Origin of the sequence: Corynebacterium neomassiliense, assembly GCF_900626215.1 — a bacterium.
In the GTDB taxonomy this organism is placed as follows: Bacteria; Actinomycetota; Actinomycetes; order Mycobacteriales; family Mycobacteriaceae; genus Corynebacterium; species Corynebacterium neomassiliense.
Genome location: NZ_LR131106.1, coordinates 172946 through 185906 on the forward strand (window position 1 = coordinate 172946; position 12961 = coordinate 185906).

Annotated in this window: 10 protein-coding genes; 9 read left to right on the plus strand and 1 reads right to left on the minus strand. The window is 66.0% G+C overall.

Annotated elements, in window-relative coordinates; all coding sequences use genetic code 11:
• Positions 1–44 precede the first annotated feature (44 nt).
• The 8 genes from E0E18_RS00805 (at position 45) to E0E18_RS00835 (ending at position 11260) form a co-directional block, all read left to right on the plus strand.
• Positions 45–596, plus strand: coding sequence for a cell division protein SepF (locus E0E18_RS00805; protein ID WP_130839087.1), 552 nt, complete (start codon positions 45–47; stop codon positions 594–596).
• A gap of 5 nt (positions 597–601) precedes the next feature.
• Positions 602–901, plus strand: coding sequence for a YggT family protein (locus E0E18_RS00810; RefSeq protein WP_066588961.1), 300 nt, complete (start codon positions 602–604; stop codon positions 899–901).
• Between the two features lie 424 nt (positions 902–1325).
• Positions 1326–2363 carry a DivIVA domain-containing protein gene (locus tag E0E18_RS00815; RefSeq protein ID WP_130839088.1) on the plus strand — a complete coding sequence of 346 codons (1038 nt, stop codon included), beginning with the start codon at positions 1326–1328 and terminating at the stop codon, positions 2361–2363.
• Between the two features lie 21 nt (positions 2364–2384).
• Positions 2385–2543: a hypothetical protein gene (locus E0E18_RS13945; RefSeq protein ID WP_174217110.1), complete on the plus strand. Its 159-nt coding sequence runs from the start codon at positions 2385–2387 to the stop codon at positions 2541–2543.
• 289 nt (positions 2544–2832) lie between these two features.
• The gene (gene ileS, locus E0E18_RS00820; RefSeq protein ID WP_110481532.1) at positions 2833–6048 is read left to right on the plus strand and encodes an isoleucine--tRNA ligase; all 3216 of its coding nucleotides are present in this window, start codon (positions 2833–2835) and stop codon (positions 6046–6048) included.
• A gap of 188 nt (positions 6049–6236) precedes the next feature.
• On the plus strand, positions 6237–7700 hold the full coding sequence (locus E0E18_RS00825) for an amino acid permease (protein ID WP_110481531.1): 1464 nt from the start codon (positions 6237–6239) through the stop codon (positions 7698–7700).
• Positions 7701–7931: 231 nt separating this feature from the next.
• Positions 7932–9452, plus strand: a complete 1521-nt coding sequence (locus E0E18_RS00830) for an amino acid permease (protein ID WP_130839089.1) — start codon at positions 7932–7934, stop codon at positions 9450–9452.
• A 203-nt stretch (positions 9453–9655) separates the two neighbouring features.
• Positions 9656–11260 (plus strand): DNA polymerase IV, encoded by a 1605-nt coding sequence (locus tag E0E18_RS00835; protein WP_337189521.1) that lies wholly within the window; start codon positions 9656–9658, stop codon positions 11258–11260.
• Here the strand turns inward: E0E18_RS00835 and E0E18_RS00840 are convergent.
• Positions 11193–12110 (minus strand): asparaginase, encoded by a 918-nt coding sequence (locus E0E18_RS00840; RefSeq protein ID WP_130839090.1) that lies wholly within the window; start codon positions 12108–12110, stop codon positions 11193–11195. The genes E0E18_RS00835 and E0E18_RS00840 overlap by 68 nt on opposite strands.
• A gap of 130 nt (positions 12111–12240) precedes the next feature.
• Between E0E18_RS00840 and E0E18_RS00845 the strand changes: the two genes are divergently transcribed.
• Entirely contained in the window at positions 12241–12939 is a 699-nt protein-coding gene (locus E0E18_RS00845; RefSeq protein ID WP_130841090.1) for a WKL family lipoprotein, read from the plus strand.
• Positions 12940–12961 lie beyond the last annotated feature (22 nt).

Genomic DNA, 12961 nt, shown 5'->3' on the forward strand with positions numbered 1-12961 from the left:
TATCTTTGAGCCGGGACCGAAGAGCAACGAAAGTGAGAGAGACCATGGCAGAGGGATTCATCGAGAAGACCAAGGACTTCTTCGGTTTCGGTGCCGTCGAGAGCTACGATGACGCCGCCTACGACCGGGACGAGTTCAACGACTACCGGGCGGACGACGACCGCCGGACCGGTGGTGAAACGGCCACCGGGCGTCACAGTCACAGTCGTTACGCCGCGGACAACCCCGTCGACCGCCGGTCGACCGCAGTCCCGCCGGTCGAGGACCGTCGCCCCTCCTCCTACAGCCGCCCGGCGGTGGAGAGGGAGCCGGAACTGGTCGTCGTGAGCGTCGACTCCTACCGGGACGCAGGCAAGGTGACCCCCGAGGCCAGGCGTGGTGACATCGTCGCCTTCAACCTGGGAAACCTTGACAAGGCTGACGGCAACCGATTCCTCGCTTTCGTCATGGGGGTCGCGTCCGCTCTCGACGCCCGGGTCGAGAAACTTGACGGTGTGCGCAACTTCGTCCTGCTGCCCGAGGGCACCCGTCTGACCATGGACATCCGGGACGCCCTGTCCGCGCGCCTGTCCGGGCGACTGTCCGGGGAGCGGTAGCACCCGTGGCAACTGCGCTCTACGTTGTCGCCCTGGTCCTGCGTGTCTACTGGTTCGTTCTCCTCGGCCGGGTGATCATCGAGATGATCCGTTCGTTCTCCCGCCGGTGGTCCCCACCCCGGTGGTTCGCGGTGGCCGCCGAGCCGCTGTTCGTCCTCACCGACATCGCGGTCAAGCCTCTGCGCAGGCTGATCCCGCCGCTCCGGCTCGGGGGAGTGGCACTGGACATTTCGGTGCTGGTGCTCTTCTTCGGACTGTCCCTGTTGAGCACCATCGTGCTGTCGGTCGCCAGCGGTGTCGGCTGAGGACCCGGGCTTCACCGCCCCGAAACGCCTGTGTCCGTTGTGCGGAAGACTTTCGGCAGTTACACTTGACGGGTCTTCGTGGCACTGAGTCCACGGAGATGTCGTGTGTAGTGACTGAGACCGTCGTCTCGTCCGGAATGTGGGTCTGGGCGGGTCGGCGGTCTCTTCGCGCTCCGGGTACAGGGGCAGATGCGGGAGAAGTGGCGCCGGGGGAGCAGCGGGGCCGGCAAGGTGACTGCCCGACACCGGGGTGCAGGATGTTGCTGCTGTTGCCCATGAGGTTGAAGTTGCGGTATAACGTTGCTGATAGATTGCACTTGAGGTTGAGTTTGAAACTCTCGTTTGCGGTCCCTGCTAGGATCTGACCTGAAGTGGCACTGGTGACATCCAGTGGTACATACACCGACTGTGAAGGGAACTACCGATGCCGTTGACTCCCGCTGACGTTCACAACGTGGCCTTCAGCAAGCCGCCGATCGGCAAGCGAGGCTACAACGAGGACGAGGTTGACCAGTTCCTCGATCTCGTCGAGGACACGCTGGCTGAGCTTGAGGACGAGAAGGAAGAGCTCCGGGCGAGGCTCGAGTCCGGCGCAGCTGCCCCGGCCACCGGTGCCGCGCCTGCCGTCGACTCTGCCGCACTCGACCGGGCCACCGCCGCCGCCCGTGCCGCTGAAGAGACGAAGAACCGTGCCGAGGCACGGGTGAAGGAACTTGAGCAGGAGCTCAAGAACGCCCAGATCGCCGTCCGCACCGCCGAGGACCGCGCCACCAAGGCGGAGCACGTCGCAGCAGAGGCAGAGAAGAAGGCGGCCACGGCCACCGTCGCCCCGGCGTCCTCCACCCCCCAGCAGGTGGCTTCGACGGGGAGCACCAGCTCCTCCGCAGCGGAGAACTCCATGCAGGCCGCACGCGTTCTGGCGCTGGCACAGGAGACCGCCGACCGTCTCACCGGGGACGCCAGGCAGGAATCCCAGACCATGCTGGAGGAGGCCCGCGCCGAGGCGAAGAAGACACTCGACTCCGCGAACACCACCTCCCGCAACCAGCTCGCGGACGCCAAGCAGCGTGCCGAGACCCAGCTGACCGAGGCGAGGCAGACCTCCGAGAAGCTTGTCGCCGACGCCCGCCAGAAGGCGGACACCCTCGTCGCCGACGCCCGCCAGAAGTCGGACACCATGCTCGCCGACGCCACCGCCCAGTCCGAGGCCCAGGTCCGTGCAGCGCAGGAGAAGGCTAACGCCCTGGAGCAGGACGCCGAGCGCAAGCACTCCGAGATCATGGCGACGATCAAGAAGCAGCAGACCACCCTTGAGGCACGGATCGACGAACTCCGCACCTACGAGCGTGAGTACCGCACCCGCCTGAAGACCTTCCTCGAATCCCAGCTCGAGGAACTCAACAGCCGCAGCACTGCCGCTCCCTCGGGCAACGGCAACATCGGTTTCAACGGCGGCAAGTAGCCCGGGACGGTCTGACCCGACATGCTCGCACTCGCGCTCGTACTGTCCCTCATAGGGTTCATCGCACTGCTGGTGGCCCTGTATCTGGGGTCAGTGCTGTGGGCGTGGGTGTGCGTCGGAATCGCAGCAGCAGGGATCATCCTCTTCGTCACTGACCTGGTCGTGTCGAAGAGAAGATAGGGGTCTATACTTGACCCGCAGTGGACCCCGTACCGCCGTACGGGGTCGTCACGTGCAGTGATCCGGCCATCACCGGGGAGCACTTCCGGAAGAAAAGGACACCGCCGACCGTCACCGGTCGCCCGGTGTCCCCGGTAGAACCGGACGGGTGCGCGGCACGATACGCCGCACGAGGAGTGGACCACTCCGGAACCGGCGGTCGGGGTGGTCAAGCGGGGTGGTACCGCGTGACCGGTCGACGGGAGCGTCCCCGCGGACTTGAGACGTATCAACCTTCAAGGAGTCCGCGATGACCACCCCAGCCGGCGGCGCATACCCCCGCACCGACATGACCGACGGGTCCAGTTCCTTCCCCGTGATGGAGGAGAACGTCCTGAAGTACTGGGAGGAGGACGGGACTTTCCGCGCCTCCCTGCAGAACCGGGACGGTGCTCCGGAGTACATCTTCTACGACGGGCCGCCTTTCGCCAACGGTCTTCCGCACTACGGTCACCTCCTCACCGGGTACGTGAAGGACATCGTGCCGCGCTACAAGACCATGCGCGGCTACAAGGTTCCCCGGGTCTTCGGCTGGGACACCCACGGCCTTCCCGCCGAGCTTGAGGCGGAGAAACAGCTGGGGATCAAGGACAAGGGCCAGATCGAGGAGATGGGCCTGGCGGCCTTCAACGACTACTGCGCGAAGTCGGTGCTGCGGTACGCCGGTGAGTGGAAGGACTACGTCACCCGGCAGGCCAGGTGGGTGGACTTCGACCACGGGTACAAGACCATGGACCTGACCTACATGGAGTCCGTGATCTGGGCCTTCAAGACCCTCTACGACAAGGGCCTCATCTACCAGGGGTTCCGGGTGCTCCCGTACTCCTGGGCCGAGCACACACCCCTGTCCAACCAGGAGACACGCCTCGACGACTCCTACAAGATGCGCCAGGACCCGACACTCACCGTGACCTTCCCGGTAACCGGTGCCTTCCCCGGGACACCGGCCGTGGACACCGTGTCCGCGCACCCGGAACTCCTCGACGCTGCCGCTCTGGCCTGGACCACGACGCCGTGGACCCTGCCGTCGAACCTGGCGCTCGCCGTCAACCCCTCGGTGAACTACGTGCTGGTCAGTGTCTCGGACGACGGGGCGGACGCGATCGCGGGGAAGAAGGTGCTCCTCGCCGAGGACCTGCAGGGCAGCTACGCCAGAGAGCTGGGCGAGGACGCCACCGTCACCTCGACATTCACCGGTGCGCAGCTCGTCGGTCTGACCTATGAGCCGGTCTTCGGCTACTTCGCTGAGCGGGGTGACGCCCGGGTTCACGGTGAACACACCGCTTTCCGCGTCCTCGGTGCCGACTACGTCACCACCGAGGACGGCACGGGTATCGTCCACCAGGCCCCGGCCTTCGGTGAGGACGACATGGCCACCTGCCGGGAGGCGGGTATCGACCTGGTGATCCCGGTGGACATGGACGGCAGGTTCACCTCGCTGGTGCCCGACTACGAAGGCCAGCTGGTCTTCGACGCGAACAAGGACATCATCCGTGACCTCAAGGCGGCGGGAAGAGTCGTGCGTCACCAGACCATCGAGCACTCCTACCCGCACTCGTGGCGCTCCGGCCAGCCGCTGATCTACATGGCACTGCCCAGCTGGTTCGTCTCGGTGACGAAGTTCCGGGACCGGATGGTCGAACTCAACCACAACGAGATCGAGTGGATCCCCGAGCACATCCGCGACGGGCAGTTCGGGAAGTGGCTGGAAGGTGCCAGAGACTGGAACATCTCCAGGTCCCGCTACTTCGGTTCCCCGATCCCCGTCTGGGTCTCCGACGACGACAACTACCCGCGTATCGATGTCTACGGCTCGTTGGACGAGCTGGAGGCCGATTTCGGCGTCCGTCCGACGAACCTCCACCGCCCCTACATAGACGAGCTCACCCGCCCGAATCCGGACGATCCGACAGGTCGTTCCACCATGCGTCGGGTACCCGACGTGCTCGACGTGTGGTTCGACTCCGGGTCGATGCCGTTCGCCCAGGTCCACTACCCCTTCGAGAACAAGGACTGGTTCGAGACCCACAGCCCGGCGGACTTCATCGTCGAGTACATCGGGCAGACCCGCGGCTGGTTCTACCTGCTCCACGTGCTGTCCACCGCGCTGTTCGACCGCCCTGCATTCAAGAAGGTCGTCTCCCACGGCATCGTCCTGGGCGACGACGGTCTGAAGATGTCGAAGTCGAAAGGCAACTACCCCGACGTCAACGGGGTGTTCGACCGCGACGGTTCCGACGCCATGCGCTGGTTCCTCATGAGTTCCCCCATCCTGCGCGGGGGCAACCTCATCGTCACCGAGAAGGGCATCCGTGAGGGCGTCCGCCAGGCAATGCTTCCGATGTGGAACGCATACTCGTTCCTGCGCCTGTACGCGCACACTCCCGCGGAGAGGTCGACCTCCTCGACGAATGTGCTGGACCGCTACATCCTGGCGAAGCTCCACGACACCGTCACCGAAGTGACCGCCTCACTGGACGAGACGAACATCGCCGCCGCGACCGACGAGATCCGCCAGTTCTGTGACGCACTGACCAACTGGTATGTCCGTCGTTCCCGTGACCGGTTCTGGGCAGGGGACGGCGAGTACCCTGAGGCGTTCAACACGCTCTACACGGTTCTGGAGACCCTCTGCAGGATCGCCGCACCGCTGCTGCCCATGACCACCGAGGTGATCTGGAGGGGACTGACCGGGGAACGGTCGGTCCACCTGACCGACTGGCCGGACGCCGCGGAATTCCCGGCGGACCCGGATCTGGTCGCGGCCATGGACGAGGTCCGCAGTGTCTGTTCCGCGGCGTCCTCCCTGCGCAAGGCACACAAGCTGCGCAACCGTCTGCCGCTTCCGTCTCTGACGGTGGCCCTGCCTGGCTCGGGCAGGCTCTCCGGATTCACCGGAATCATCGGTGACGAGGTGAATGTCAAGGAAGTTGTCCTGACCGATGACGTGAAGTCGGTGGGCAGGTTCGAGGTGGTGGTCAACGCCCGCGTCGCCGGTCCACGTCTTGGCGGGGACGTCCAGAAGGCCATCAGAGCGGTGAAGGCGGGGGAGTACACCGTCAACCCCGACGGCACGGTGAGCGCCGGAGGGGTCACCCTCACCGACGGTGAGTTCTCCCGCCGGCTCGTCGCTGTCGACCCGGACCGTACCGCCGAAATCCCGGGCACCGAGGGACTGGTCGTGCTGGACATGACCCTGACCGAGGAACTGGAGTCGGAGGGGTGGGCCGCCGACCGTATCCGGGGGATCCAGGACGCCCGCCGGGCCGAGGACTTCGATGTCTCCGACCGCATCAGCCTGGTCCTGTCTGTCCCGGCCGAGCGCCGGGGGTGGGCTGAAGAACACATTGACACAGTTGCCCGGGAAGTTCTCGCCACTTCCGCTAAGGTCGTCACCGGCGAAGTGCTCACCCATGACACCGGTGACGGTTGCACTGTCGACGTGACCCGGGTCGCCGGGGTCTGACGGGTACCAGCCTTCCCGGACAATTCAAGAGGGATAGTTCAGGAGAACGTACGCACACCGACGGAAGACCGCCGGGACTGCGCCGGGAGGTCCACCGGGCCGGCCCCGACGCAGCCCCGGCGGGGGCTTCTGAAGGGCCCGGTGAGCCGAGATTTCACCGGGTTGACGATGAAGGAAGGTCGCCCACGGTGACAGAGAACAACCAGACCCAGGAGTCGGCGTCATTCCTGACAGCTGACCAGCAGGGGTACCGCAAGGGCCTCAAACACCGTCACATACAGATGATGGCCATCGGCTCCGCGATCGGAACCGGCCTCTTCCTCGGCGCAGGCGGTCGCCTGCATGATGCGGGACCGTCCCTGTTCATCGCATACGCGGTGTGCGGATTCTTCGGATTCCTGGTCCTCCGGGCCATCGGAGAACTGGTCATGCACCGGCCGAGCTCCGGCGGAGTGGTGTCCTACGCCCGGGAGTTCCTCGGCGAGCGTGCCGCCTACCTCATCGGATGGAACTACTTCCTCCAGTGGGCCATCACCGGTATCGCGGATGTGACCGCCTTCGCCCTCTACCTGAAGTTCTGGCCGCTCTTCGACGACGTACCGCAGTGGGTCCTGGCGCTGGTGGCGCTGGTGGTGGTCGTGGCCTTCAATGTCATCGGTGTCGCCGTCTTCGGCGAGCTGGAGTTCTGGTTCAGCTTCATCAAGGTCGCGGCAATCGTGATCTTCCTGGTGACCGGTATCATCTTCATCCTCACCGGACACCAGCTCGACGGGGTGACACCGGGCTGGTCGAACATCGCCGACCACGGGGGAATCTTCCCCGAGGGCGTCGTCCCGCTGGCCGTCGTCACCTCCGGTGTGTTCTTCGCCTACCTCGGAATTGAGGTCATCGCGACCGCCGCAGGAGAGACCGAGAACGCCCGCAGGGAAATGCCGCGTGCAGTGAACAACGTCGTGTGGCGCATCCTGGTCCTGTACTGCGGTTCAGTCCTCGTCATGTCCCTGCTGCTGCCGTACACCGACTATGACAAGGACACCAGCCCGTTCGTGACCGTGTTCTCCAAGGTCGGAATCTCCCAGATGGGCGACATCATGAACCTCGTCGTCATCACCGCGGTGCTGTCCTCCCTGAACGCCGGTCTGTACTCCACGGGCCGGGTGGTGCGCACCATGGCCCACGCCGGTTCCGCACCGCACTCGCTCGGTGAGCTCAACAACCGTGGCGTCCCCTTCGGCGGCATCGCCCTGACCAGTGTGGTCATCATCATCGGTGTGGTCATCAACTATGTCGCCCCCGGCCGTGCCTTCGACATCGCCATGAACCTCACCGCCGTGACCCTGGTTCTGACCTGGGGCTCGATGATCATCGCCCAGATGAAGCTGCAGAAGCGGGCTGAGGCGGGGGAGTTCGAGCGTCCCTCCTTCCGTATGCCCCTGGCACCGTACTCGAACTGGCTGACCCTGGCCTTCCTGCTGCTGGTGGTGATCCTCGTCGCGTCAGGTGACTCGATCGGTTTCTGGACCATCGTCATCTCTGTCCCCCTCATCCTCATCGCCTGGTTCTCCTGGCGCTGGGTTGAGCCGAGTGTGGAACGTCGTCGGGCGGAGTACGAGCTGAAGGTCGACCGTGCACACGTGGATCCTGCCCGGTAAGGACAGTCAGGATCTCAGTCCCCCCGGAATCCGTGTTACACAGAGGTGTCACCGGTGATTCCGGGGGGATTCTGTGTCATTGCAGGGGAGAGTCACAGGTAAAATGGCTCCTACGCAGGGCATTTTCCTCCATGGTGCACGTCATTTACCGGTGCGGGGAGCCGACAGGGACACTATCGTCACCTCCCGTCCGGACCCGAACCGCGGGTCCCCGATGTGCAGGAGAATGACATGCCCTCACCCGACCTCCCCCACGCGTCAGGATCCCCGACGCCACCGTCGGACGTGTCCTCCCCGTCCACCGACAGTTTCCTCACCGCCGACCAGAACGGCTACCGGAAAGGGCTGAGGACCCGCCACATCCAGATGATGGCGATCGGGTCAGCGATCGGCACCGGACTCTTCCTCGGTGCCGGCGGAAGGCTCCACACCACCGGTCCCTCCCTGGTCCTCGCCTACCTCGTATGCGGTTTCTTCGGCTTCCTGGTCCTCCGCGCAGTCGGGGAACTTGTCATGCACCGCCCCAGTTCCGGGGCCGTCGTGTCCTACTCCAGGGAGTTCCTCGGCGAAGGCCCGGCCTACTTCATCGGATGGGTCTACTTCCTGTGCTGGGCGCTCACCGGAATTGCAGACACCACCGCCATCGCGATGTACCTGAAGTTCTGGGGACTGTTCGAGTCAGTCCCCCAGTGGGTGCTCGCACTGGTCTCACTCATCGTGGTGCTGGCGCTCAACACCATCTCGGTGAAAGTCTTCGGTGAGATGGAGTTCTGGTTCTGTCTCATCAAGATCGTGGCGATCTGCGCCTTCCTCGTCGTCGGCATCGTCTTCATCGTCACAGGCCACGAGGTCGGTGGTCAGTCGCCGGGAATCTCGAACATCGTCGACCACGGCGGACTGTTCCCCGAGGGGACCATGCAGCTGGCCCTGGTGACCTCCGGCGTCATCTTCGCCTACTTCGGCATCGAGATGGTGGCCACCGCCGCGGGCGAGACAGAGAACGCCCGAAAGGAAATGCCGCGCGCGGTGAACAACGTCGTGTGGCGCATCATCGTCTTCTACTGCGGTTCGGTGCTCCTGCTCAGCCTGCTTCTCCCGTACACCGCCTACTCGGCAGACGAGAGCCCCTTCGTGACGTTCTTCTCCGCGGTGGGGGTGGACCACATGGGTGACATCATGAATCTCGTGGTCATCACCGCCGCACTGTCCTCCCTGAACGCCGGCCTCTACTCCACCGGCAGGATCGTCCGCACCATGTCCCTGGCAGGCTCCGCTCCGCTGCGTCTCGGCGTCCTCAACTCCCGGGGTGTTCCCTTCGGAGGGATCCTGCTGACCAGTGCCATCATCGTCGTCGGCGTGGTGATCAACTACGTGAGCCCCGGGAGGGCCTTCGATATCGCGATGAACCTCGTCGCCATCACCATCGTCCTGGTCTGGGGCTTCCTCGTGGTCTGCCAGATGAAGCTGAAGGCGAAGGCCGACCGGGGAGAGCTGCAGCGCCCGGGATTCCGGATGCCTCTGGCACCGTGGTCGAACTGGCTGACCCTGGTGTTCCTCGCCTCTGTCGTGGTGCTCATGGCCTACGGTGACGCCCTCGGCTTCTGGACGGTCATGGTCGCGATTCCGGTGCTCGCGCTGATCGCCGCCGGCTGGTACCTGGTCAAGCCTGCCACTGAACGGCGCAGGGCCGAGCACGCGGTCACCGCGGACACCGGCAGAGAGAACCTGCGGGTCGACGTGACCGAGCGCTGAGATCGGCCGGGTGGTGCGGGCCGGGCCGGGTGGGCCCGGCCCGCACCCGGCTCTTATACACATCTGACGCCGCCGACGGAGAGGGTAGGGGAGAGCGCAGGGGGGGCCGGGCCACTGAAAAAAAAAAAAACAANGGGCCGGGCCGGGTGGGCCCGGCTGCCCCGGCTCCCGGACGGTTCCCCGGCACCCTATGATGAGGGACCGTGGAAGAGACGGCGACAGGTTCCGGACGCCGGTGGGTGGTTCATGTCGACATGGACGCTTTCTTCGCCTCTGTCGAACAGCTCACCAGGCCGACCCTGCGTGGCCGTCCCGTCCTCGTCGGGGGAATGTCCGGCAGGGGAGTGGTAGCCGGGGCGTCCTACGAGGCCCGGGTCTACGGGGCCAGGTCGGCGATGCCGATGGTCAGGGCCGTCCGGTTGTGCCGGGGGCGGGCGGTCGTCGTCCGTCCCCGTTTTGAGGTGTACAGCGCAGCCTCGGAGCGTATCTTCGGCGTCCTGGAGAGGGAGGCCGGGTTCATCGAGAAGCTCAGTATGGACGAGGGGTTCGCGGAGCCGGTGGAACTGGTCGGCGCGACCGCGGAGGAGGCCGGACAGTGGGCGTTGCGGATCCAGGACGCCGTGATGGAGGAGACCGGTCTGGTGTGCTCTGTCGGGGTGTCGGTCGGCAAGCTGCACGCGAAGATGGCGTCCGACCTCAACAAACCCCACGGTGTCGCGGTGGTGGGGGCCGAAGACCTCGACCGGATCTTCGGACCGCGTCCTGTCGGTGAGATCGGGGGGATCGGGCCGGTCGCGGTGTCACGGCTGGCATCGGCGGGTGTGACCACCATCGGGCAGTTCACACAGATGGACGAGTTCGACCTGAAGAGTCTCCTCGGCTCGGTCGGAGTCCAGCTGCAGCACTATGCCAGAGGTGACGACCCGCGTCCCGTCGCCCCACGCTCCCGGGCCAAGCAGGTTTCCGCGGAGAGGACCCTGCAGGTGGACGCCGTGACGACGGCGGAGGTCGATCCGGTCCTCGTGGCCACCGCGACTGCCGCACACACCCGGCTCCGCCGGGACGGGCGCGCCGCGAGGACGGTGACGGTGAAGACGCGGACCTCTGATTTCCGGTCACACACCAGGTCTGTGACCCTTGCGGTGCCCACCGACGACCTTGACGAGATCATCGCGGCCTCGCGGTCGGTGATGCCGCACCCTGAGCGCTCCGGTGCAGTCCGCCTGGTCGGGGTCAGCCTGTCGGGACTGACGGCGGAACGTCAGGTCGCACTCTTCCCGGAACCCGGTGCGGATCCGGTGGGCGGCCACGGCCGGGTCGAGGGCCCGGGCGCCGACATGGCTGGAGACGGTGACGGTGACATTGCGGGTGACATTGCGGGTGACGGTGCCGGTGACGGGGTGGAGTCCGACCTGGTCGGCGACACTGCGGACGGCGGGGCAGAAGACCCCGGAACCGAGGACGCCGGGGAAGTTGCGGCCCAGGGAGAGACAGCAACCGCGCGGGGCCACGGCCCCTGGCTGCCCACACAGGATGTCCACCACCGTGAACTGGGGCACGGGTGGGTGCAGGGCACTGGGGCGGGGGTGGTCAGTGTGAGATTCGAGACCCGGGCCACCGGCCCCGGCAGGACGCGCACCTTCGACGTCGACGACCCTGACCTCAGCCCGGCTGACCCCCTGGACTCCCTTGCCTGGCAGCCTGATACGTCACCTGACGGGCCACCCGACGGTCAGACCCTCACCGGTCGGCCTGACGGGACACCGCCAGCTGACACAGAAGTTCCGTCCGGGCCTGGGCCGGGCTGAGGGTTCCCCCGGACCTGACACCGAGGGAGGCGAGGGTCGCTCCACCCCCCGGACCACCGTAGACGGGGCTCACCGGACCTGAAGGCACCCTGGTGCACATGACCACCGGAATACCGGACTGTCTTGCCCGGTGAATCCCGGGTGCCAGACCTCCGGCATTGCCCGAGCCGAAGGCGGCGATCACTAGACCGTCGGCCCCCGCCGAGAGCGCGGCGTCCACCAGGGTGCTGTCTGCCCCCTGGTAGGCGGTGACGATGTCCACCCTCAGCCCCTCCAGCGGTGCGGGTGCCGCACCTTCCCGGCTCAGGCACGCCGGGCGCAGGGCGGTCACGGCCCCGGACTCCGGGCCGGCGAATGCGCGGACGGCGGTGGTGTGGACCTTGCGCGCACCGTAGGCGGGAACGACGTCACCGCCCATGACGATCACCGGTCGGGTGACGGTGGCGGCTGCGGACACCGCCTCCCGGAGATTGCCGGGACCGTCGGGGGACCGGTCATCGGCGGGGCGCTGCGCACCTGTCAGGACGACGGGACCTCCGATGAGGCGGTCGACGGCCATGGCAGTCTCCTCCATGGAGTCCGTGCCGTGGGTGACGACCACCGGACCTTGTCTGACCGCGGCGGCGACGGCTACGAGGAGACGGTCCAGATCGCTGAGGCCCATCTCCGAGGAATCAGTGTGGAGCGTGTCCCGGACGGTGACCTCTCCGGGGAGGTTCCCGGGAATGAGACCGGCTGAGGCGCAGAGCTCCTCCGCGGAGAGCGTGGGCACCAGTGCTCCGGCCGCGTCGGTCGTGCATGCGATGGTTCCGCCGGTGGCGATGAGACTGACCGGAGTGGAGATACTCATGGGGTATGAGATTACTGGTGTGATGCAGGGAACGTCGGGTAGGTAGACTCGGGGGCAGCGTTGTACCGCGCCACCACAGGCCGGACACATCCACAGACTGCAAAGGAGCAGCAACGCAGTGAAGAACACCATGAAGGTCTCAGCCGGATCCCGGTCCTTCCGTTGTCTCGCGGCCGTCGCGGCCGTCAGCGTGGGGCTGTCCCTGGCCGCCTGCTCGTCCGACGACGACAGCGACGGAGACCAGACCACCACGGCGGCGGAGACGTCCGCCACCCAGGCCACGGCACTGCCGACAGTCGCTGAGCTGAACGGCGTCATCAACCGGGCAGTTGACCCGGCAGTTCCCTCCGACCAGAAGGTGGACACAGTCCAGGGGGGTGACCAGGCGACAGAACTCTTCGACGTGATGACCCGCTCCAAGGAGGAGACAGGGGCCACTGTGGAGGTAGTCGATCCCGTCCTTCCCGGTATCCTTCCGGACACCGTCAACGCCACCGTGAACTTCAACATTCCGAACAGTGACCCCATGCCGGTCACCGGAGTGGAGTTCGTCAAGGAGAACGGGGTATGGAAGCTGACCCGCGAATGGGCGTGCACCCTGATTCAGAATGTGGCGCCTGACCAGGTCCCGCCCCTGTGTTCGGCGGATCCGGCAGGTGAACTGCCGGCGGAGAGCGCCCCGGCTCCGGCTCCTGAGGGTGCTCCGGCCCCGGCTCCGGCTCCTGAGGGTGAGGGTGCTCCGGCTTCGGCTCCCGAGGGTGAGGGTGCTCCGGCCCCGGCTCCGGCTCCCGAGGGTGCCCCGGCAGCTGAACCGGCCCCCGCCGCCTGACAACAACAGGCAGGAGGCCCGA

What these genes read in the sequence shown, in the direction of transcription:
- E0E18_RS00840 (WP_130839090.1), bottom strand. Translation starts at nt 12,110, where the DNA reads ATGAGTATCTCCACTCCGGTCAGTCTCATCGCCACCGGCGGAACCATC.
- E0E18_RS00815 (WP_130839088.1), top strand. Translation starts at nt 1,326, where the DNA reads ATGCCGTTGACTCCCGCTGACGTTCACAACGTGGCCTTCAGCAAGCCG.
- E0E18_RS13945 (WP_174217110.1), top strand. Translation starts at nt 2,385, where the DNA reads ATGCTCGCACTCGCGCTCGTACTGTCCCTCATAGGGTTCATCGCACTG.
- E0E18_RS00830 (WP_130839089.1), top strand. Translation starts at nt 7,932, where the DNA reads ATGCCCTCACCCGACCTCCCCCACGCGTCAGGATCCCCGACGCCACCG.
- E0E18_RS00805 (WP_130839087.1), top strand. Translation starts at nt 45, where the DNA reads ATGGCAGAGGGATTCATCGAGAAGACCAAGGACTTCTTCGGTTTCGGT.
- ileS (WP_110481532.1), top strand. Translation starts at nt 2,833, where the DNA reads ATGACCACCCCAGCCGGCGGCGCATACCCCCGCACCGACATGACCGAC.
- E0E18_RS00845 (WP_130841090.1), top strand. Translation starts at nt 12,241, where the DNA reads ATGAAGGTCTCAGCCGGATCCCGGTCCTTCCGTTGTCTCGCGGCCGTC.